Here is a 22,273-nt window from a genome sequence, read left to right as displayed (position 1 = left end):
GCCCCGGGTTGGCGCAGCACTGTGCAAGGCTTCGCAAGAAATGCTTACAAAACTTAACAAAACTGTTGTGGCGCCTGTTGCAGGAAGGAGGCAAAGCGGCCGCGATCACCAGATAAAGCCTTGTTTAGTAAACCTGCGCTAAACTTTTCACCTAAGCCGCCAAGTCGTTTGACCCTGGCAGGACGCTGATGCAGACTTCTCGAAAAATAATGGAGACAAGATGGACCAAGCCACCAAAGACGTCGCAGTGACGATCAGGGATATCGCCCGCGTCGCCGGGGTGTCCGCCGGGACGATTTCGCGCGCGTTGAAAAACGAACCAGGATTGACCGAAGCCACGCGCCAGATGGTGCTGGAGGCAGCGCGGGAACTCGGCTACGACTTCTGCAAACTGCGTCCGAAACGCCTGCGCCGCCTGACCTTCCTGCTGCACCGCCAGCACAACACCGCCTCCAGCAGCCCGTTCTACTCGCCGGTGCTGCACGGTGCCGAAGAGGCCTGCCGTAAGCAAGGCATCGTACTGTCCTTCATGGCGGTCGGCCCGGCGGATGGTTTGATCGACCAGATACGCATGCACGCGCCGGACGGCATCGTCTGCGCCGGCTTCTTCGAACCGGAGACGCTGGAAGCGCTGCGCTCCACCGGCAAGCAGTTGGTGCTGATCGATATGAAGCTGCGCGGTTACAGCTCCGTCAATCCGGACAATATGATGGGCGGCTACCTCGCCACCAAACACCTGATCGACGCGGGCCGCACGCGCGTGGGCCTGATCTCCGGCCCGCTGTCGCACTACAGCATCCGCGAGCGCGCACGCGGCTACCGCCAGGCGCTGTTCGAGGAAGGCATACTGGCCGACCCGCGCCTGGAGGCCGGCCTGCCCGATGGCGTCGACCTTGAAACCGGCGCATGGGAAGCGATGGAGCAGCTGCTGTCCCTGCCCCATCCACCAGACGCCGTGTTCTGCTACAACGACAGCGCCGCCCTGGTGGCGATGCGCTGCTGCCTGGCCAAGGGCCTGAAAGTCCCGCACGACATCGCGATCGTGGGCTTCGACGACATCGCCACCGCCGTACTGGGGCACCGTCCGTTGACGACGCTGCGCATCGACAAAAAAGCACTGGGCGCGCTGGGCGTCGAGCTGCTGCTGCAAGGCCAGATGGCGGGGCCGGTGGAAAAAATCGCGCCGGTGGAATTGATCGTACGCGCCAGCACCGTGGTCGAAGGCTGGCGCCCGAAGCATCCCGCAACCCCTAAATGGACCTGACGATGGCCCCAGATTTTCAGTCCCGCAGCACCCTGCTGGACCACATCCGCCACACCAAGCAGTTCTACGATCCGCGTTGCGTGGACCCCAGCGGCGGCTTCTATCACTTCTACAAAGACGACGGCACCGTCTACGACAAGCACACCCGCCACGTCGTGAGCAGCACGCGTTTCGTGTTCAACTACGCGATGGCGTGGCGCCAGTTCGGCGAGGCGGCGGACCAGCAGCGCCTGCGCCACGCACTGGCCTTCCTGCGCGACGCCCACCGCAACCCGGCCACCGGCGGCTACGCCTGGCAACTGGACTGGAGCAACGGCAGCGGCACCGTTACCGACGGCACCAACCACTGCTACGGCCTGGCCTTCGTGCTGCTGGCCTACAGCCACGCGCTGATGGCGGGAGAAACCCAGGCCCGCGAATGGATCGCCGAAACCTACGCGCTGATGGAGCTGCGCTTCTGGCAATCGGCCCACGGCCTGTATGCGGACGAAGCCAGTTCCGACTGGTCCTACCTGTCGCCTTATCGCGGCCAGAACGCCAATATGCACGCCTGCGAAGCGCTGATCGCCGCCTTCGAAGCGACCGGCGAACGTGCCTACCTGCTGCGGGCGGAAACGCTGGCCCGCAACATCACGCAACGCCAGGCCGCGCTGTCCGGCAACCTGATTTGGGAGCACTACCACGCCGACTGGTCGGTCGATACCGAATACAACCGCCACGACAAGAGCAACATCTTCCGTCCGTGGGGTTATCAGCCGGGCCACCTGACGGAATGGGCCAAGCTGTTGCTGCTGCTGGAGCGCCACGGCGAACATCTCGCAGGCGGCACCAACTGGCTGCTGCCGCGCGCCGCAGAATTGTTCGACAGCGCGCTGGCCAAGGCCTGGGATCATGAGCATGGTGGCGTCTACTACGGCTTCGCGCCGGACGGCAGCATCTGCGACGATCTCAAATACTTCTGGGTACAGGCCGAAAGCCTGGCCGCCGCCGCGCTGCTGGCCGCGCGCACCGGCCAGACCCGCTACTGGACCTGGTACGACAAAATCTGGGCCTACAGCTGGGTGCATTTCGTCGACCACCGCTACGGCGCGTGGTACCGCATCCTGGGCACAGACAACAGCAAGCTGACCGACGAGAAAAGCCCGGCCGGCAAGGTGGACTACCACACCATGGGCGCGTGCTACGAAGTACTGAACGTATTGAAGGATTGAGATGACGGCATTTCCCATCTTCGTGGCGGCGGGCGAAGCGCTGACCGACATGATCGTGCAAGACCCGGCGCAACGCCAGTGGCTCAGCCAGACCGGCGGCTCGACCTGGAACGTGGCGCGCGCCATGGCCAGGCTGGATACGCCGACCGCCTTCGCCGGCGCCATCAGCCGCGACGTGTTCGGCGACGCGTTGTGGCAGGCCAGCGAAGCCGCGAGGCTGGACCTGCGCTTCCTGCAACGCTATGACAAATCGCCGCTGCTGGCGATCGTGCACCGCACCGATCCGCCGGCCTACTTCTTCGTCGGCGACGACAGCGCGGACCTGCAATTCGACGCGGCGGCGCTGCCGCAGGGCTGGCGCGCGCACTGCAAGTGGGCGCACTTCGGCGGCATCAGCCTGGCCCGGCAACCGCTGGCGGACAAGCTGGTGGCGCTGGCCGAACAGCTCAAACGCGACGGTGTACGCATCAGCTACGATCCCAACTACCGCCTGCTGATGGACCAGCGTTACGACGCCACGCTGCGCCGCATGACCGAACTGGCGGACGTGATCAAGGTATCGGAAGAGGATCTGGAAGGCCTGTTCCGCACCTACGACATCGACCAGGCCTTCGCCACGCTGCGCAGCTGGAACCCAGCCGCCACCTGCCTGTACACCAAGGGCGGCGACGGCGCATCGCTGCACATCGGCGACGTCGCCTGGCATCTTCCGGCGCCGTCCATCACCGTGGCCGACACCGTCGGCGCGGGCGACGCCAGCATCGCGGCGCTGGCCTGGAGCATGATGCATCGGCCGCAGCATCAGCCTGCGCAGCATTTGCAGTTCACGGTGGCCGCGGGCGCCGCCGCCTGCATGGCGCCCGGCGCATCGCCGCCATCGCTGGCGCAGATCGAGGCGCTGATCAAGTAAAACCTGGGGAAGAGACAGGGACACCGTCATACGGTTGTCATACAAGTTCGATAAGATTGCCGACTTTGTATAAAACCCATTGTCCCTCTTCCCTAGGTCCTCATGTTCCCGACTACTCCGTTCGTCCGATCCCGTTTGCACCTGGCCCTCGCGGCCGCCGGCCTGTGCGCGCTGCACGGCGCCGCTTTTGCCACTGAAGACGGCAACGAAGGCGCACTGTCCAAGGTCGTCATCAAGGCGACGGTGGAAAAGAAAAAACTGGGCGACAGCGTGAGCGGCGGTGCATTAGGCCGCAAGTCGGAACTGGATACGCCCTTCTCCACCAAGGCTGTCAGCAGCGACGAGATCGAGGACCGCCTGGCCACCAGCATTTCCGAAGTGTTGAAGTACGACGCCTCGGTGACGGCCATCAGCCCGCCGATCAGCACCCACCCCGCCACCATCCAGATGCGCGGCCTGCGCCTTGATGACCTGAACGGATACAAGGTCAACGGCCTGGCCAACGTCAACCGCGGCACCGAAATGCCGTTGGAGATGTTCGAGAGCGTGGAAGTGCTGAAAGGCCTCACCGGCTTTATGTACGGCTTCGGTTCGCCGGGCGGTATCGTCAACTACGTCAGCAAACGCCCCACCACCGACAAGAGCTTCAGCGCGGCGCTGGGCTACCAGGAAGGCGGCGCGATCAAGGAACATATCGACATGGGCGGCCGCATGGGCCAGGAAGGCGACTTCGGATATCGTCTGAACCTGCTGCATGAAGACGGCGGCGTACAGGAAGAAAGTGGCTCCATCAAACGCAACGCGGCGGGCCTGAACCTGGAGTGGCGCGTCAACCGCGACGTGGCGATCACCTACGATGCGATCTACCAGCGCCGCAAGAGCGTGGGCGGCACCGATGTCGTCATCTCGCCATCGTTCGTGGTGCCTTCGCCTATCGCCGGCGACAGCAAACTCAATAGCGTGGGCGCAGGCAGCGACGTCGAATTCGCTCTTTCCACCGTCGGCATGGAATACCGCCTTAGCCCTGAATGGATTGCCAACCTGTCGTACCGCACTTCGAACTCGACCCGCGTCTACAAGAAGGACCAGTACTACATCACCAGCAACAAGGGCGACTACAAGGACCGCGTCACCTCCGAGCTGCACGGCTACCACTTCGACCAGGCGCAGGCCAGCTTCGAAGGCAAGGTCAACGCCTTCGGCCTGTCGCATGAAATCGTCGCCGGCATCACTTCGCAAAACCTGTCGTCGACCTCCTCGGCCGTCACACCCAAGACCTATCTGGGCACCGGCAACCTGTACGCGCCGACCATCATAAACGTCGACAGCATCAACTGGAGCGGCGGCACCTACCGCGACGAAGCCACCCGCCAGGAAGCAGCCTTCGCCAGCGACACCGTAAAACTGAACGACAACTGGTCGGTGCTGGCCGGCGCGCGCTACACCCGCTACAACGACAACGCCTACTCCACCAAGGGCCTCGTCATCGCCAACTACCCGGCGCAGCGCACCACGCCGACCGTGGCGCTGATGTACAAGCCGGCCGCCGACACCACCGTCTACGGCAGCTACGTCGAGGCGATGGAGCAGGCTTCCAGCGCGCCGACTTCCACCGTCAACGCCAACCAGACTTTCGCACCGCTGAAGAGCAAGCAGGCCGAAGTCGGCATCAAGACGGAGCGCAGCTTCTGGAACGCCAGCGCGGCGCTGTTCCACATCAAGCGCGGCGCGCAATACACCAACGCCGCCAACGTCTATGTGGCGGACGGCGAATCCAAGTATCAGGGTGTGGAATTCAACACCGTGGTGCAGGCTGCGAGGAATCTGTCGATCGAAGGCGGCTTGATGCTGCTGGACGCAAAGCTGGAAAACGCCGCCGCGGCCTACACCGGCAAGCGCGCCGTCGGCGCCCCGCGTCGTCAGGTGTCGGTGCAGGCGACCTGGCGCGAAGTGCAGCCAGGCCTGGCCCTGCATGTAGGCACCCAGTATCTGGGCGAGTTGCCGATGGATGCAGCCAACGTCAACACGCTACCTGCGTACACGCTGTTTGACGCGGGCTTCAACTACCGTCACCGCTACTTCGGCAAGATGGTCAGCGTGCGCGCCAACATCTCGAATATCGCCAACCGCAAGTACTGGACCTACTACCAGGAGAACTACCTGAACGTCGGCTCGCCACGTACCGCCAGCGTGAATGTTCGCGTAGACTTCTAAGGTATGAAACCACCACGCCTTGCGGCCGGCGCCGCGCTATCCCTGTTGCTGTTGAACGCGTTCGGCGAGCAGTATTATCAAACCAAGACGCCGTATCAACCGCAGCAGGCCAGCGCCAGCTACGAAGCCGCACCGCAAGGCTACCGCGCGGTCTACACCCAGCTACTGGCGCGGCATGGGTCGCGCGGTTTGAGCAGCATGAAGACCGATCTGGCGTTGTACCAGCTGTGGCAGTTGGCCGGCAAGGAACAGGCCTTGACGCCGCTGGGCGCGCAACTGGGTGACGATCTTCTGCAAATGATGAAGGCCAATGCGTTGCTGGGCTACGGCGTGACGGGCATCACCAGGCCGGGCTACGGCAACGAGACCATGCAGGGTGTGACGGAGCACAAGCAGCTGGCCGAGCGCATGATGCGCCGCCTGCCGCAGCTGTTCCTCGATGCCGCAGGCGGCGCAGGCAGACAGCCGCGCCAGATCATGCTCGTCACCTCCGGCAAAGACCGCGCCGTCGACAGCGGCGACTACTTCGCCGGCTCGCTGGTGGCGCAACAACCGAATCTGCAAGCGCTGATCGTGCGCCCGCCATCGCTGGCGCCGCGCGCCGAAACGAACCACGACAGCCGCCCCGCAGGCACCGACCGCTTCCTGCTCTACTTCCACAAGCTGAGCGCAAAGCAGGACACGGTGGCCGACAGCAGCGATCCGCTGCACGCCACCTACCAGGCCAGCCAGCAATACCAGGCATGGGCAAAGAGCGAGGAGCTGCACGCACGCGAGGCCGCCTTGCTGGCGCAGCCGCAGGTGTCTGCCGCCGCCAAGGCAGTGCTGGAGCGCCTGTTCACGCCAGCCTTCGTCGCGGGTCTGGACCAAGGCCGCTACAGCGCCGCCAACACCGGCACTTACAGCTACACCAGCGCCGACGGCAAGTTCACCAACAAGCTGACCGGCGACGGCGACACCGAAATCAAATCCGCCGTCGACACCGCGCAAGCGCTGTACGACCTGTACGCGGCCGCCGCCGACATGAAGGCCGAACTGAAAGCCGACTTCACACGCTACATGCCCGCGCAGCAGGCCGCCGTGTTCGCGGCCACCGAGGATGCCATCGCCTTCTACACCAAAGGTCCAGGCATCGCCGAAAACGGCGGAGTCAATTACCGCATGGCGCAAACGCTGCTGGACGATTTTTTCAGCGAAGTGGACGCCATCGCCAAGGGCAATCTGTCGCACGCCGCCAAGCTGCGCTTCGCCCACGCCGAAATCGTCATCCCGATGGCGGCCATACTCGGCCTGCCCGGCATGTCCGAGCAGCTGCCGCGTGCCGTGACCTACAGCTACAGCAACAGCAACTGGCGCGGCGATCAGGTCGCGCCGATGGCGGCCAACATCCAATGGGATGTCTACACCAATGACCAGGGCCGCACGCTGGTTCGCATGCTGTACAACGAGAAGGAACTCGACTTCAAGCGCGAATGCGCGCAGGCGAAGATCGCACCCGGCAGCCATTTCTACGACTACGCCCGGCTGCGCGCCTGCTACCTGCCGAACTAGCGCGCGTTGTGGCGCTCAAGCGCTTCCCGTAACGCCGGCATGTAGGTGCGGCTGGCGCGCAGGAGGCGGCCGTCCCGCAAGCGCAGCATGGCGTCGCGATTGGTCAACGCCCGCAGTTCGGCCACCATGTCGATGCGTACAATCGCCGAGCGGTGCACACGCTGGAATTGCAGCGGGTCGAGCTGCATGGCAAGCTGGTGCAACCGTTCGCGCACCAGATAAGTCTTCTCGCTCACGTACAGCGTCGCGTAGTCGCCATCCGATTCGATGCGTTCAACTTCGCTGGTACGCACCAGTACAGTGCTTGCTCCCGCCCGTACTGTGAACGTCTGTATCCAGGGCGCGGGCTGGGTGGCGTCGCTCTGCCGGCGCCAGGGGAAGGCGCGGCGTGCGCGATCCAACGCCTCGTCCAGGCGCTCGTCATCGACTGGCTTGAGCAAGTAGTCAAGCGCGGCCAGATCGAATGCCTGCAACGCGAAGCTGTCGTAGGCCGTGACCAGGACCGCCATTGGCCTGCTGTCACTGGGCAGTGCGCGCAGCACTTCAAGGCCGCTACGGCCGGGCATCTCGACGTCGACGAACACGAGGTCCGGACGCAGCGCGGCCAGACCCTCGACGGCAGTGTCGCCGTCGCCATATTCCGCGACCAGCTCGAAGCCAGGTCTGTTCTCAAGCCGAGTTCTCAGCGCGAGCCGCGCCAGTGGTTCGTCGTCGACTATCGCAACGCGTATCGGGATGGACTTCATGCTGCGGCACGCAGCGGCAGCATCAGGCGCACATGGAAGCGGCTGTCGTCGCGCCAATCGGCGTTGAACTGGTGCTCCTCGCCGTACAGGTGACGCAGGCGTTCGGCTACGTTGACCAGGCCGATGCCGGAACCGGCGCTCGCCTCGGATACCGATCGGCGTCCATCGTTGAGCAAATCGACAGCCAGGTGCGTGCCGGTGTGCTCCACGCGGATGTCGAGCCGGCCCGCCGTGCCTAGCGGTGCGATTCCGTGACGGATTGCATTCTCGACCAGCGGTTGCAGCAACAGGTACGGAACCGCAGCGTCCAGCACATCAGGACCCGCCGTCATCGTCACCCGCAGGCGTTCGCCGAGTCGGGCCTGTTCGATGTCGAGATAGGCCTCGATCAGTGCCAGTTCCTCGGCCAGCGCGTGTTCGTGGCGACCGTCGTGCGCGAGGGTGGCGCGCAGAAAATCGGCAACGCGGCTGATCATGCGATTGGCTTCGCGATTATCCCCGGCGGAGACGAGAGCCGATATCCCGTTCAGCGTATTGAAGAGGAAGTGCGGATTCACCTGCAAACGCAAGGCGCGCAGCTCGGCGTCCCGCGCGTGCGCGAGGGCTTGCGCGAGGTGCAGCTGGGCGCGTTGCAGAGACAGGTAGTACACCGCCACCGCATGCACCGCGCAGAAGGCAATCAGCGCGAGCCAGCAGCCATCGAGTTCCCTTGCCAGACCTGTCCAGCGATAATCGGTCCGCAGCCCAAGTGCGATTGCCAGGCACTGCCCCGCCACCGCATTCGCGATCGACATCAGGTAACTGACCGCCAGCAGCACCACCGCCGTGAACAGCAGCGAACTCTCACGGCGCCACAAGGCGCGCTGCAGCAGGGCCAATGGAACGATCCACGCCATGCAGGTCACGAAATACAAGCCGCGAAAGGCGGCGGCGTAGCCGTGGCCGAGCTCAGGCAATCCAAGGATCGCCATGCAGACGGCGACAGGCAGCGCCGCGAGGACAGCGACGAGGTGTGGAGCGGGTTCTTTCACGCAGACTGTCCGGGGAAATAGGAAACCAGCGATTCTAACGTGTTAGCTGCCGATCGAGAAAAGCATGGAGCTGATCTTCCAGCCCTCTTCGGTGTACACCATCTGCCAGCTTTCGGCGCCACGGTTGTTGATCTTGCCGCCGGCGAGGAAGTCGAAGTTGAAGTACACCGAACCCACGGCGCCATTCGTATCGATGCGCACATCGTAGAACCGCTCCTCGATCGGCTGGGGAGACGTCTGGACAAACTCCACGAACTTTTGCCAGGTCGAGCGCCGCACCTTGCGCGCCGTCGGGAACTTCGCCTTGATCTCGTTCCAGGTCGTGGCATCGTCGACCGCCAGCCAGCTATCGTGGTCCTGCAGGAACAGGCTGCCCAGGGTTTTCCCGTCATGGGCGATGATCGCGGCTTGAAACTGCTGCACGACCTGGCGGATGGCCGCCACGTCGGCGTCATGCGCTGCGTCGGCGGCGCGCGCAGGTGCGACGCACGATATCAATACGGCGACGACAAAAGCAAGGGAAGACAATATGCGCATACAGGCTCCAAAGTGACTAAAAAGTAAAGAAGTCACGATAAGCACCCCATGCGCGCCGGTCCAGCGGAATGCGCCGGGCCGTGCAAGGATTGCGGCGAAGCGGTGTAGCCCCTCGCAGGCGGTGATTGTATCCACACGGAAACTATTCACTGTCACAAACGCAACGTTTGATTCAAATCGTTACGAGGCTCTCTTTTTTATAGTGATAGACTTGGTAGGTCTTTTCATATTATGAGAGGCTTCCCCCATGAACCAGATGACCAGGCGTCAGTTCCTTCGGGTGACTGGCGCAACCATCGCGGGTTCGAGCATCGCGCTCCTCGGCTTTGCGCCGGCAACGGCCCTGGCCGAAGTCCGGCAGTACAAGCTGGCGCGCAGCACCGAAACCCGTAACACCTGCCCCTACTGCTCCGTAGGCTGCGGGATACTCATGTACGGTCTGGGCGACGGCGCCAAGAACGCCAAGGCCAGCATCATCCACATCGAAGGTGATGCAGACCATCCGGTCAACCGCGGCACGCTGTGCCCGAAGGGCGCAAGCCTCATCGATTTCATCCACTCCGAAAACCGCCTGCTGGTGCCCGAGTACCGCGCACCCGGTGCGACCGAATGGAGCAAGATGTCCTGGGATGATGCGCTGACCCGCATCGCCAAGTTGATGAAGGCCGATCGCGACGCCAATTTCATCGACAAGACGGCGGACGGCAAGACCGTCAACCGCTGGACCACCACCGGCATGCTGTGCGCGTCGGCGGGCACCAACGAGGTAGGCTACCTGACCCACAAAACCATGCGCAGTCTGGGCATGCTGGCATTCGACAATCAAGCACGCGTATGACACGGTCCGACGGTGGCAGGTCTTGCCTCGACATTTGGACGTGGTGCGATGACGAATCACTGGGTGGACATCAAGAACGCCGATGTAATCCTGGTCATGGGCGGCAACGCAGCTGAAGCACACCCTTGCGGCTTTAAATGGGTCACGGAAGCGAAGGCGCATCGCGGCGCCAAGTTGATCGTGGTCGATCCGCGCTTTACCCGCACCGCTTCGGTGGCGGACTACTACGTCCCTACCCGCACGGGCGCGGACATCGTCTTCCTCGGCGGGATCATCAACTACCTGCTCACGAACGACAAGATCCAGCACGAGTACGTCCGCAATTACACGGACATGCCCTTCATCGTGCGCGAGGACTTCGCCTTCAACGACGGCCTGTATTCGGGCTGGGACGAAAAGGCCGGCAAGTACACGGACAAGAGCAGCTGGAACTACGAGATGGGCGACGACGGTTTCGCCAAGATCGATCCCACGCTCGAACACCCGCGCTGCGTGTACCAGCTGATGAAGAAGCACTACTCGCGCTACACGCCGGAGATGGTGGAGAAAGCCTGCGGCGTGCCGCCGGAAAAATTCCACAAGGTCGCCGAGATGCTGGCGTCGACCGCCGTGCCGGGCCGCGCCGCCACCATCCTGTATGCGCTGGGCTGGACGCAGCACTCCACCGGCGCGGAAACGCTGCGCACCGGCGCCATGGTGCAGCTCCTGCTGGGGAATATCGGCATTGCCGGCGGCGGCATGAACGCGCTGCGCGGCCACTCCAACATCCAGGGCCTGACCGACCTGGGGCTGCTGACCAATATGCTGCCCGGCTACCTGACACTGCCCGGCGAGGCGGAGCAGGACTTCGAGGCCTACGCCGCCAAGCGCGCGCTCAAGCCTTTGCGTCCGAATCAGCTCAGCTACTACAGCAATGCGAAGAAATTCCTGGTCAGCTTCATGAAGTGCTGGTGGGGCGATGCGGCGACGGAGGAAAACAACTACGCCTTCGACTACCTGCCCAAGCTGGACAAGCCCTACGACATGATGCAGGCGTTTGAGCTGATGCATCAAGGGAAAATGAACGGCTACATCTGCCAGGGCTTCAACATCCTGGCCTCGGCGCCGGACAAGCAGAAGATCACGGAAGCCTTGTCCAAGCTGAAGTTCCTGGTGGTGATGGACCCGCTGGCCGTGGAGACGGCGGAGTTCTGGCGTCCGTTCGGCGAGTTCCACCAGGTCGATCCGACCAAGATCCAGACCGAGGTGTTCCGCCTGCCGACCACCTGCTTCGCCGAGGAGCGCGGTTCGCTGGTCAGCTCTTCGCGCGTGCTGCAATGGCACTGGCAAGGCGCGGACGGTCCGGGGCAAACGAAGAGCGATCTGGAGATCATGTCCGGCATCTTCCTGCGCATCAAAAAAGCGTACCAGGCCGACGGCGGCAAGTTCCCCGACCCTATCATCAACCTGACCTGGCCTTACGCCAAGCCATACAGCCCGACGCCGGAAGAACTGGCGATGGAGTACAACGGCAAGGCACTCAAGGAGCTCACCGATCCGAAGGACCCGACCAAGGTTATCCTGAAGAAGAACGAGCAGGTCGCCGGCTTCGCGCAGCTGCGCGACGACGGCAGCACGGCTTGCGGCTGCTGGATCTTCGCCGGCTGCTGGACAGCGGCCGGCAACCAGATGGGACGGCGCGACAACTCCGACCCGAGCGGCATCGGCCAGACGCTGAACTGGGCCTGGGCCTGGCCGGCCAACCGCCGCATCCTGTACAACCGCGCCTCCTGCGACCCGAAAGGCAAGCCGTGGGATGCCACCCGCAAGCTGATAGGCTGGAACGGCACCAACTGGGCCGGGCCGGACATCCCCGACTTCAAGGCCGACGAGCCGCCGGAAAACGGCATGGGGCCCTTCATCATGCTGGCAGAAGGCGTGGCCCGCTTCTTCTCGCGCGACGCCATGGCCGAAGGGCCGTTCCCCGAGCACTACGAGCCGTTCGAAACGCCGATCGGCCACAACCCGCTGCATCCGACGAATGCGCGCGCCACCAGCAATCCGGCCGGCCGCATGTTCCCGAACGACAGGGCAAAACTGGGCAAGGCGGCGGAGTACCCGCACGTGGCGACCAGCTACCGCCTGACGGAGCACTTCCACTACTGGACCAAGCATGCGCGCCTGAACGCCATCATCCAGCCGGAGCAGTTCGTCGAAATCGGCGAGGAGCTGGGCAAGGAGCTCGGCGTCGCGCACGGAGACCGCGTCAAGGTCAGCTCCAAACGGGGCCATATCGTAGCGAAGGCGGTTGTCACCAAGCGCATCAAGGCGCTCATCATCGACGGCAAAAAGACCCACCAGGTCGGGCTGCCGATCCACTTCGGGTTCAAGGGAGTCACCAAACCGGGCTACCTGATCAACACCCTCACGCCGACGGTTGGTGACGGCAATTCACAGACACCGGAATTCAAGTCCTTCCTGGTGAAGGTGGAAAAAACATGACGGCCCGAGGAGAATAGCCATGGCACTGCAATCCCTTGATATCAAGCGCATGTCGGCGACGACGGTGCAGGAGCCGGAGGCGCGCACGCCCGTCACCGGCACCGTCGCCAAGCTGATCGACGTGTCGAAGTGCATAGGCTGCAAGGCCTGCCAGACCGCCTGCATGGAATGGAATGACCTGCGCGACGACATCGGCGAAACCACCGGCGTGTACGACAATCCCATCGACCTGTCGCCGCAATCGTGGACCGTGATGCGCTTCTCGGAACACGAGACCAACGACGGCAACCTCGAATGGCTGATACGCAAAGACGGCTGCATGCACTGCGAGGATCCGGGCTGCCTCAAGGCCTGCCCCGCGCCGGGGGCCATCGTCCAGTACACCAACGGCATCGTCGACTTCCATCAGGAGAACTGCATCGGCTGCGGCTACTGCGTGGCCGGCTGTCCGTTCGACGTGCCGCGCATCTCCAAGAAGGACGACCGCGCCTACAAGTGCACGCTGTGCTCGGACCGCGTGGCCGTGGGCCAGGAACCGGCCTGCGTCAAGACCTGCCCCACCGGCGCCATCGTCTTCGGCACCAAGGAGGACATGAAGGACCATGCCGCCGAACGCATCGAAGACCTGAAGTCGCGCGGCTACGCCAACGCCGGCCTGTATGACCCGGCAGGCGTCGGCGGCACCCACGTGATGTATGTGCTGCACCATGCGGACCAGCCGGGCCTTTACCACGGCCTGAAAGCCAATCCGAGCATCAGCCCCATGGTCGGCCTGTGGAAGGGATTGACCAAGCCACTGGCGCTGGCCGGCATTGCCGTCACCGCGCTGGCGGGCTGGTTCCACTACTCGCGCGTGGGTCCGAATGAGGTCAGCAGGGACGAAGAAGCCGAGGCGCTGCATGAGGCCAACCGTATCCGGGAGAGCGAAAAATGAACACCCCTGATCGCGACAAGGACGGCAATCCGCTGATCGAACGCTACACGCCGAATGAACGCAGCAACCACTGGATCACCGCCATCTGCTTCATCCTGCTAGCGGTGTCCGGACTGGCGATGTTCCATCCGGCGACCGCCTGGCTGGCCGTGTTTTTGGGCGGCGGCCAGTGGACCCGCATCCTGCATCCGTTTATCGGGCTGGTGATGTTTGTGTCGTTCGCGCTGCTGGTGCTGCGCTTCTGGCATCACAACCGGTTCGAGCCGGGCGACAAGCAGTGGCTGGAGCAGATCGGCGACGTCGTCAACAACCGAGAGGACAAGCTGCCCAAGGTCGGCCGCTACAACGCGGGACAGAAGCTGCTGTTCTATGTGCTGATCTTCTGCATGTGCGGACTGCTGCTGTCCGGCGTGGTGATCTGGCGCACATACTTTGCGTTCTACTTCCCCATCGAGATCGTGCGCTTCGCCGCGCTGCTGCACGCGTTCTGCGCTTTCGTCATCATCTGCTCGATCGTGGTGCACATCTACGCCGGCCTGTGGGTGAAGGGGTCGATCGGCGCCATGGTGCGCGGCACCGTGACCTATGGCTGGGCGCGAAAACATCATCCGCGCTGGTTTGAGGAGGTCGCCCGCAAATCGCGTGATTAGCCCGGCATTTTAGGATTAGAATAGTCTTCGGGCCGGCGGCGCTGTCGCCGCCGGCAATCTGGGAGACATCTTGGTACAACGTCTGCTTGCCCCCGGCGAGATCGAAGCGCTCGATCACAACGCCATACCACGCCTGCTGCTGCCGCAACCGCGCAGCCTCTTCGCGGCGCGCGCCGCCCGCCTTCGCCAGCTTGCCAAGAATGAAATCAAAGGTATCCCCGTCGGCGAAACGCTGCGCGGCTATCTGCTGCTGATGGCGGCTCTGGTGGACGCGCAGGCCGCCGTGGCGCACGCCCTTCCGGCGGAGACCTTCGCGCTGCCCGATGCGGCGGACATCGACGTCTCGCTTGAGCACAATATGCCGCCGCTGCCGGTCAGCGGCGCGCGGCCGCCGTCGTGGCGCGCGGTGTTCGACGCCTTGCTCGATCAGCTGGACACGCTGGCGGAAGGCCAGCCGCAGATTGCCGCCGTGCTGGCCGAACTGCGCGGGCTCGAAAGCGCGGAACTGGAAGGCTGCGCCGACGCCGTGCTGGCCGAGCTGACCGACAGCGTGCATCCGCTGCACGCGCCGTTCGTGGCCGCGGCCCTGCAAGTGATGTGGACCATGCGTGCCGGCCAGCTCGATGCGCAGCGCGTGCAGCCGCTGGTGACGAACACCCTGTGTCCGGTGTGCGGCGCGCATCCGGTGGCCAGCGTGATCCGCATCGGCGGCCAGTCGCAGGGCTACCGCTACCTGCAGTGCAGCTGCTGCGCAAGCGAATGGCATATGGTGCGGGTCAAGTGCTCGTGCTGCGAACATACCTCGCGCATCGCCTACCAGAGCCTGGAGCCGGCCGATGCGAGCGACGCACCGGAAAGCACCAGCAAGGCCAATGATCCCAGCAAGGTCGCGCGCGCCGAAACCTGCGATGACTGCCGCACCTACCGCAAGATCTTCAATCAGGAACACGACTACAACGTGGAGCCGCTGGCGGACGACCTGGCCAGCCTGGCGCTGGATCTGCTGGTCGGCGAAGCGGGTTACGCCCGCGCCAGCGGCAACCCTCTGCTGTGGTTCAACGCCGAATGAGCGCCAAGCCGGAAACCACCTCGCCTGCGCGCGCCGAAGCCCACGCGTCTATGGCGGCAGGCGCCATCCACCTCCCGGCCGTCCACCTGATCCTGTCCGACGCCGCATGCGCGCCGCTGATCGCCGAATACGGCCGCGTACAAACGCTGGAAGCGGCCCGCGTGCTGCTGGCCGAACTGCGCAGCGTCATGCTGGCTCGCCGCCGTGACGGCGTGCCCGTCGCCGCAACGGGCGACACCGGCATCCCCGCCCTGCTGGCCATGCTGTCCGAGCGCCTGCGCGACGCCAACCGCTCGCCGCTGCGGCCCGTCTTCAACCTGACCGGCACCGTCCTGCACACCAACCTTGGCCGCGCCCTGCTGCCCGACAGCGCGGTGCAAGCCGTGGCCGAGGCGCTGCGCTGGCCGATGAACCTGGAATGGGATATCGACACCGGCAAGCGCGGCGACCGCGACAACCTGATCGAAGATCTGCTGCTGGAGCTGACGGGCGCCGAAGCGGCCACCATCGTCAACAACAACGCCGCCGCCGTGCTGCTGATGCTGAACACCCTCGCCCAAGGCAAGGAGGTGATCGTCTCGCGCGGCGAGCTGGTGGAAATCGGCGGTGCCTTCCGCATCCCGGACATCATGACACGCGCCGGCGCCGTGCTGCGCGAAGTGGGCAGCACCAACCGCACCCACCTGAAGGACTACGCCGAAGCCGCCGGCCCACAGACCGCGCTGATGATGAAGGTCCATTGCAGTAACTACGCCATCACCGGCTTCACCAAAAGCGTGGAGCTGCCGGAGCTGGCGCCGCTGTCGAAGCAGCACCACATCCCGCTGACGGTGGACCTTGGCAGTGGCACGCTGGTCGACCTCGAACAATACGGCCTGCCGCACGAGACCACGGTGCGCGAGACCATAGAAGGCGGCGCCGACCTCGTCACCTTCAGCGGCGACAAGCTGCTGGGCGGGCCGCAATGCGGCATCATCGTCGGCCGCGCCGACCTGATTGCCCAGATCAAGAAGAATCCGCTCAAGCGCGCACTGCGCGTCGGCAAACTGACGCTGGCGGCGCTGGAGCCGGTGCTTGCGCTGTACCGCGCGCCGGACCTGCTGCCCGAACGCCTGACCACCCTGAAGCTGCTGACCCGCCCCGCGGCAGCCATGCGCGAGCTGGCGCAGGCGCTGCTGCCGCCATTGCAGGCGGCGCTGGGCGCCGGCTATGAAGTCGGCGCCGAGCCGATGATGAGCCAGATCGGCAGCGGCGCCCTGCCCGTCGACCAGTTGCCCAGCCACGGACTGGTGATACGCGCCGCCGCGACTGGCCGCGTCAGCAACGCGCTGGGCCTGCTGGAGCAGCGCCTGCGCGCCTTGCCGCTGCCGGTGATCGGCCGCGTCGCGCAGGATGCGCTGTGGCTGGACCTGCGCTGCCTGGACGACCACCAGCGCCAGCGCTTTGCCGATCAACTGGCGCTGCTGGCCGTATGATCGTCGGCACCGCAGGCCACATCGACCACGGCAAGACCACGCTCACGCGCGCGCTCACCGGCGTCGATACCGACCGGCTGAAGGAAGAGAAGGCACGCGGCATCTCGATCGAACTCGGTTACGCCTACGCGCCGCTTGAAAACGGCGAGATCCTCGGCGTAATCGACGTGCCGGGCCACGAGAAATTCATCCGCACCATGGCCGCCGGCGTCACCGGCATCGACGCCGCACTGCTGGTGATCGCCGCCGACGACGGCATCATGCCGCAAACGCTGGAGCACCTCGCCATCCTGCGCCTGCTGGGCGTGCGGCGCGGCGCGGTGGCGCTGACCAAGATAGACCGGGCCGACACACAGCGCGTGGATCAGGTGGCGCTTGAAATCGAGGCCCTGCTGGCATCCACCGATTTCGCCGGCGCCCGGATCTTCCGCACCAACGCCGCCACGGCCGGCGACGCGGGCGTCGATGCGCTGCTGCGGCATCTGTCGGAGATGGCGGCGGTGCTGCCTGCCGCCGACGAACGCCGCCTGTTCCGGCTTGGCGTGGACCGGGTATTCACATTGCAGGGCCAGGGCACCATCGTCACCGGCACCGCGCTGGCGGGCAGCGTCCGCGCCGGCGACATGCTGCAGCTGGCCCCAGGCGGCCAGCAGGCGCGCGTGCGCAGCATCCACGCGCAGAACAGCAGCGCCGATACCGGCCGCGCCGGCCAGCGGCTGGCATTGAACCTGGGCGGGGTGGCCAAGGAAGACATCGAGCGCGGAACATGGGTCGTGGCGCCTGCGCTCGCGGCCTGCTCCGAACGCATCGATGCCGAACTGACGCTGATGCCGGACTGCGGCCAGACATTGAAACCCTGGTCGCCGGTGCACGTGCACCTGGGCGCCGCGCATCGCACGGCCAACGTAGTGCTTCTGGACGGCGACCTGCTGGCGCCTGGACAAACCGCCCGCGTGCAGCTGGTGCTGCCCGTGCCCGTGCATGCCGTTCCCGGCGACCGCTTCGTGATCCGCAACGCCCAGGCCACCGCCACCGTCGGCGGCGGCGTCGTGCTCGATCCCTTCGGCCCGTCGCGCAAGCGGCGCAGCGCAGCGCGGCTGGCGTGGTTGCAGGCTTTGTCGGACTTCATCAACGGCGGCGATATCGGCGCGCTGCTGGCGCGCAGTCCGCTCGGCTTGCGGATGTCGGCGCTGGTACGCCTGTCGCAGCTTCCCGCCAAACGGATCGCGCTGCCGCAAGACACCATCGACATTGCCCTGCAGGGCGGCGACCGGCTGCTGCTGGCCGGCGCCGAAGTGCCGGCGCTGGAAGCGCTCATCCTGAACGGCCTGGCCGGATTCCACGAACGCGCACCCGACGACGCCGGCCCCGAACGATGGCGCCTCAAGCGCATCGTGGCGCCCGAAATGGAGGACCGCTTGTGGAGCCGCCTGATCGACACTTTGATCGGCGACGACCGGATAAGGCAGCGCGGACGCAGCCTGCACCTGCCAGGCCACAGCGCAGAACTGAGCGACAGCGAGAAGGCGCAAGCCGCGCCGTTGCTGGCGTCCCTGCTGGAGGGCCGCTTCGATCCGCCCTGGGTGCGCGACCTGTCGCGCGAACACGCGCTGCCGGAGGCGGAGCTGCGCCGCCTGCTACTCAAGCTATCCCGGACGGGAGAGATCAGCCAGGTGGTGCCGGACCTGTTCTACCATCCGCAGCGCCTGGCCGAACTGGCGGAGCTGGTGATGGCGCTGCCCGAAGTGCAAGCGTCCTCGTTCCGCGACGCCGCCGGCCTGGGTCGCAAGCGGGCCATACAGATATTGGAGTTCTTCGATCGCGTCGGCTATACTCGGCGCGTGGGCAACACCCACTTGATACGGCCAAACGCGGTCTGGCTGTACAGTGGCGAGTAGTACCAGGGAAGGCATACTCATCCGGTGATGGGGCCGGGCTTCAAACCCGGTGGGGGGCGTCAGACGCTCCCCTGTAAGTTCGACTCCTACTGCCTTCCGCCATTCACCGTATCGGCCACCATATCGACGGCCGCTTCAAAGCTGGGCGGGTCTTCCGCCAGCAGCGACCATAGGCGATTGTGTTCCGCTCCCTGCACCACGTGCAGGCGGCTCGATTGCGCGCGCGTGGCGGCGGCGACCAGGCGCTGCGGAATCTCCAGCGGGATGGTGGCGTCGTGTTCGGCGGCGATCACCAGCAGCCGGCCTTCGAAGCGCGACAGGATGTCCCATGCGTCGCTGTCGGACCAGCTGCGCTCGCGCCGTATCACCGCCGAGAAGTCAGGACCGAACGGCACCTCGTATGCAGACGGCGTGTACACGCCGGGCACGATCAGCACCAGCGCGTCGACGCGATGGCTTTGCGTCATGCGCACGGCGTTGTAGGCGCCCATGCTGGCGCCCACGATCGCCAGTGGCTGCGGCACGCCGCGCGCCTCGACCACCGCCTGCGCCTGGCGCGTGCGGCTGGCCACCGACGATTGCGCCAGCGCGCCGCCGGTGTCGCCATGGCCGATGCAGTCGAAGCTGGTGCTGCCTATGCCCCGCTGCTGCAAGGCGCTACGCAACAGATGATGTCCATGGCGGCTGCCGGTGCCCGCGCCGTGCAGGTACATCAGGCGGTTGCTGGCGGCGCCGACGAACTGGTCGCCCTTCAGCACGATGCCTTCGTAGGCCACATCGAAATCGACGATCAGTTGCCCGCCTCCTCTGCCAGGCGCTTGCTGAGCTTCTCGCGCGACTGCTGGACGTAGGCCTTGCAGCCTTCGCCGCCATCGAGCAGGGCGTGCGGCTTGCCGCTCTTGACCTTGTCCCACATGCCGGTGAAGTCCGGGTGCCCGGAGACGACGATGTCGCACGCCGCCTTTTCCAACGCTGCGTAGCTTTGTTCATACTGCTTCAACACGGCCGGATGGGCGCTGAACTTGTAGTCGCCGCTGGATATCGGATTGATACTGTCCGCGAACACCATGCTGGCGCAGCGGCCCTGCTCGCAGGCGTTCCAGGTCCAGCTGGTGCCGCCCGTCGAGTGGCCTGGCGTGTACAGCGCGGTCATGGCCAGCGGTCCCAGTTTGACCACTTCCCCATCGCGCACCGTGCGCACCTTGGCCACCCTGGCATATGGCGTGTTGCCTTCGAACTGGGGATCGTCCTCGCCCATGTGGCCCTGCTTCAGCGCGTCCGCCGTCGCCGGGCTGGCGACCACCGCCGCCCCCGTCATGCGCTGCAGTTCGGCGATGCCGCCGGCGTGGTCCCAGTGGTCGTGCGAACTCAGTATCAGCTTGACGTCGCGCAGGCGGAAGCCCAGCTTGCGGATGCTGGCGGCGATCAGCCTGGGGGAATCGGGAAGCAAGCCATCAATCAGGATGTGGCCTTGGGGCGACGTCACCAGCACCGAACTGAGGCCGGATACGCCGACATAGTAGCTGTTGCCGTAGATCTGGAATGGCTCGACCGGTTTGTTCCAGCCGTCGAGATTATGCGCATTTGCGAAAGCGGCCATGGCGCACAACGCGCCCGCCACGCAGATTTTGATCATGAATGGTGTTGGGGATGGGTTGAAGAGCACGGCATTGTACCTTGATCAAGACGGGTGGATTATTTCAGCAGCAGTATGTCCTTTTCCATCGAGGACATGCCCCATGAACTTATCTGACATGAAGGTTGGCAAACGGCTAACCATCGGCTTTGGCGCTACCCTGCTGCTGTTGCTGTCCATCGCCCTCACCAGCTGGTTCAGCATACGCAGCACGGCCGAAGACACCAACAATCTGCTGACCGGGCGCCTCAAGGTGGAGCGCCTGATCATGCACTGGAAGTCGCTGGTCGAAGTCAATCTGCAGCGATCGCTGGCGGCGGCCAAGGCCACCGATCCGGCGATGCAGAAGTTCTTCGAGGACGGCATCGCCCGCACTTCCAAGCTGGCCACCGAAGACCTGCGGCAAATCACCGAACTGATGACCGACCCGGCCGCCAAGGCGCTGTTCGCGGCCGCCGCCGACAAGCGCACGCAGTATCTGGCCGTGCGCAAGCGCCTGCTGGCGGAAAAGAGCGGCGGCGATCCCGAGCAGGTCCGCCGCCTGATCGACCAGGAATTCCTGCCGGCCAGCGAGGCTTACCTGGCCAGCCTGCAGCTGCTGATCGCGCGCCAGACGGCGGTGATCGACGAGATCGGCGTCGGCATCCATGAGCGCAGCGAGCAGTCGGCATGGATGATCGTGGCGCTGAGCGCAGCCTCGGTGCTGCTGGCGGCGGCGCTGGGCTGGCTGATCAGCCGCTCGCTGATCCGGCAACTGGGCGGCGAGCCGGCCTATGCCGCCGGCATCACCGACCGCATCGCCGCCGGCGACCTGACGGTCCATGTCGCACTGCGGCCGGGCGATCGTTCCAGCCTGCTGCACAGCATCGCGGCGATGCGCGAGCGGCTGTCGGCCATCGTCGGCGAGGTGCGCGCCGGCACCGATGCGGTCGCCACGGCGTCGAACCAGATCGCCAGCGGCAACCTGGACCTGTCTTCCCGCACCGAGATGCAGGCCGGCTCGCTGGAAGAGACGGCGTCGTCGATGGAGCAGCTGACCGCCACCGTCAAGCAGAACGCCGAGTTTGCGCGCCAGGCCAACCAGCTGGCGTCGGCCGCGTCCGGCGTGGCCGCGCGCGGCGGCGAGGTGGTGGCGCAGGTGGTGACGACGATGGAGTCGATCACCGCCTCGTCGAAACAGATCGTCGACATCATCGGCGTGATCGACGGCATCGCCTTCCAGACCAATCTGCTGGCCTTGAACGCGGCGGTGGAGGCGGCCCGGGCCGGCGAACAGGGGCGCGGCTTCGCCGTGGTCGCCACCGAGGTGCGCAACCTGGCGCAGCGCTCGGCCGGCGCCGCCAAGGACATCAAGCAGCTGATCGGCATGTCGGTCGAGACCATCGCCAACGGCGCCACGCTGGTGGACGAGGCCGGGCTGACCATGACCGACATGGTCGCCAGCGTGCGGCGCGTCAGCGACATCATGGAGCAGATCCTGCACGCCGGCACCGAGCAGCAGGCCGGCATCGAACAGATCAACCGGGCCATCATCGAGATGGACGGCGCGACGCAGCAGAACGCCGCACTGGTGGAGCAGGCGGCCGCGGCGGCGGAATCGCTGCGGGGACAATCGAGCCATCTGGCTGAGCTGGTCAGCGTGTTCACGGTGGACGGTGCGGGCCAGACGGCCGCCGTGCATGCCATCCCCGCGCCCCGTCCGCGCGCCGCCGCCACGCAGCACGCGGCCCACCCCGAAGCACACCTGAGTATAGGGGCGTACTGAACAATTTTCATGGACGGCGCCGGGCCGGCGTGGTCATTCGCGGCAGGGACTGGCACAATACCG

17 protein-coding genes and 1 tRNA gene are annotated in these 22,273 nt (G+C 65.1%); 13 read left to right on the top strand and 5 right to left on the bottom strand.

Going from position 1 to position 22,273, the window contains the following annotated elements; genetic code table 11:
- Positions 1–220 precede the first annotated feature (220 nt).
- The 5 genes from GEV01_RS07815 (at position 221) to GEV01_RS07795 (ending at position 7,150) form a co-directional block, all read left to right on the top strand.
- On the top strand, positions 221–1,264 hold the full coding sequence (locus GEV01_RS07815) for a LacI family DNA-binding transcriptional regulator (RefSeq protein WP_152803183.1): 1,044 nt from the start codon (positions 221–223) through the stop codon (positions 1,262–1,264).
- A 2-nt stretch (positions 1,265–1,266) separates the two neighbouring features.
- On the top strand, positions 1,267–2,475 hold the full coding sequence (locus GEV01_RS07810) for an AGE family epimerase/isomerase (RefSeq protein ID WP_175022977.1): 1,209 nt from the start codon (positions 1,267–1,269) through the stop codon (positions 2,473–2,475).
- A gap of 1 nt (position 2,476) precedes the next feature.
- Complete coding sequence (locus GEV01_RS07805) at positions 2,477–3,385, top strand: carbohydrate kinase family protein (protein ID WP_152803179.1); 909 nt, start codon at positions 2,477–2,479, stop codon at positions 3,383–3,385.
- A 102-nt stretch (positions 3,386–3,487) separates the two neighbouring features.
- Positions 3,488–5,599, top strand: coding sequence for a TonB-dependent siderophore receptor (locus GEV01_RS07800; protein WP_152803177.1), 2,112 nt, complete (start codon positions 3,488–3,490; stop codon positions 5,597–5,599).
- 3 nt (positions 5,600–5,602) lie between these two features.
- Positions 5,603–7,150: a histidine-type phosphatase gene (locus tag GEV01_RS07795; protein WP_152803175.1), complete on the top strand. Its 1,548-nt coding sequence runs from the start codon at positions 5,603–5,605 to the stop codon at positions 7,148–7,150.
- Here GEV01_RS07795 and GEV01_RS07790 read toward each other — a convergent pair.
- The 3 genes from GEV01_RS07790 to GEV01_RS07780 are packed head-to-tail and all read right to left on the bottom strand — an operon-like array spanning position 7,147 to position 9,464.
- Complete coding sequence (locus tag GEV01_RS07790; protein ID WP_152803173.1) at positions 7,147–7,896, bottom strand: LytR/AlgR family response regulator transcription factor; 750 nt, start codon at positions 7,894–7,896, stop codon at positions 7,147–7,149. The two genes, GEV01_RS07795 and GEV01_RS07790, sit on opposite strands and share 4 nt — an antisense overlap.
- Positions 7,893–8,927, bottom strand: coding sequence for a sensor histidine kinase (locus GEV01_RS07785; protein ID WP_328595457.1), 1,035 nt, complete (start codon positions 8,925–8,927; stop codon positions 7,893–7,895). The genes GEV01_RS07790 and GEV01_RS07785 overlap by 4 nt, the downstream gene beginning before the upstream one ends.
- 42 nt (positions 8,928–8,969) lie before the next feature.
- The gene (locus tag GEV01_RS07780) at positions 8,970–9,464 is read right to left on the bottom strand and encodes a nuclear transport factor 2 family protein (protein ID WP_152803170.1); all 495 of its coding nucleotides are present in this window, start codon (positions 9,462–9,464) and stop codon (positions 8,970–8,972) included.
- A gap of 247 nt (positions 9,465–9,711) precedes the next feature.
- Here GEV01_RS07780 and fdnG point away from each other — a divergent pair, with 247 nt between their 5' ends.
- The 7 genes from fdnG to GEV01_RS07745 all read left to right on the top strand — a co-directional run bounded on the left by fdnG (position 9,712) and on the right by GEV01_RS07745 (position 18,911).
- Entirely contained in the window at positions 9,712–12,783 is a 3,072-nt protein-coding gene (gene fdnG, locus GEV01_RS07775) for a formate dehydrogenase-N subunit alpha (protein WP_152803169.1), read from the top strand.
- A gap of 19 nt (positions 12,784–12,802) precedes the next feature.
- Entirely contained in the window at positions 12,803–13,717 is a 915-nt protein-coding gene (gene fdxH / locus GEV01_RS07770; protein WP_152803167.1) for a formate dehydrogenase subunit beta, read from the top strand.
- On the top strand, positions 13,714–14,367 hold the full coding sequence (locus GEV01_RS07765) for a formate dehydrogenase subunit gamma (protein ID WP_152803165.1): 654 nt from the start codon (positions 13,714–13,716) through the stop codon (positions 14,365–14,367). The genes fdxH and GEV01_RS07765 overlap by 4 nt, the downstream gene beginning before the upstream one ends.
- 70 nt (positions 14,368–14,437) lie before the next feature.
- The gene (gene fdhE, locus GEV01_RS07760) at positions 14,438–15,436 is read left to right on the top strand and encodes a formate dehydrogenase accessory protein FdhE (RefSeq protein WP_152803164.1); all 999 of its coding nucleotides are present in this window, start codon (positions 14,438–14,440) and stop codon (positions 15,434–15,436) included.
- Positions 15,433–16,911: an L-seryl-tRNA(Sec) selenium transferase gene (selA, locus tag GEV01_RS07755; protein ID WP_408014823.1), complete on the top strand. Its 1,479-nt coding sequence runs from the start codon at positions 15,433–15,435 to the stop codon at positions 16,909–16,911. The genes fdhE and selA overlap by 4 nt, the downstream gene beginning before the upstream one ends.
- Positions 16,908–18,809 carry a selenocysteine-specific translation elongation factor gene (selB, locus tag GEV01_RS07750; RefSeq protein WP_152803162.1) on the top strand — a complete coding sequence of 634 codons (1,902 nt, stop codon included), beginning with the start codon at positions 16,908–16,910 and terminating at the stop codon, positions 18,807–18,809. Before selA ends, selB begins: the two co-directional genes overlap by 4 nt.
- Before the next feature lie 6 nt (positions 18,810–18,815).
- Positions 18,816–18,911 (top strand) — tRNA-Sec (locus tag GEV01_RS07745).
- Here GEV01_RS07745 and GEV01_RS07740 read toward each other — a convergent pair.
- Both GEV01_RS07740 and bla read right to left on the bottom strand, forming a co-directional pair.
- Positions 18,896–19,585, bottom strand: a complete 690-nt coding sequence (locus tag GEV01_RS07740; RefSeq protein ID WP_328595456.1) for an alpha/beta fold hydrolase — start codon at positions 19,583–19,585, stop codon at positions 18,896–18,898. The two genes, GEV01_RS07745 and GEV01_RS07740, sit on opposite strands and share 16 nt — an antisense overlap.
- Before the next feature lie 14 nt (positions 19,586–19,599).
- On the bottom strand, positions 19,600–20,409 hold the full coding sequence (gene bla, locus GEV01_RS07735; protein ID WP_235914276.1) for a subclass B3 metallo-beta-lactamase: 810 nt from the start codon (positions 20,407–20,409) through the stop codon (positions 19,600–19,602).
- A gap of 139 nt (positions 20,410–20,548) precedes the next feature.
- On the opposite strand from bla, the gene GEV01_RS31410 reads away from it, so the two are divergent.
- Positions 20,549–22,210: a methyl-accepting chemotaxis protein gene (locus GEV01_RS31410; protein ID WP_152803157.1), complete on the top strand. Its 1,662-nt coding sequence runs from the start codon at positions 20,549–20,551 to the stop codon at positions 22,208–22,210.
- The last annotated feature ends 63 nt before the right edge of the window (positions 22,211–22,273 follow it).

The sequence above is a fragment of the Rugamonas rivuli genome (genome assembly GCF_009380165.1).
GTDB lineage: Bacteria > Pseudomonadota > Gammaproteobacteria > Burkholderiales > Burkholderiaceae_D > Rugamonas > Rugamonas rivuli.
Note: the sequence above shows the minus strand (reverse complement) of the source record. Positions and strands in the feature narration are given on the sequence as shown.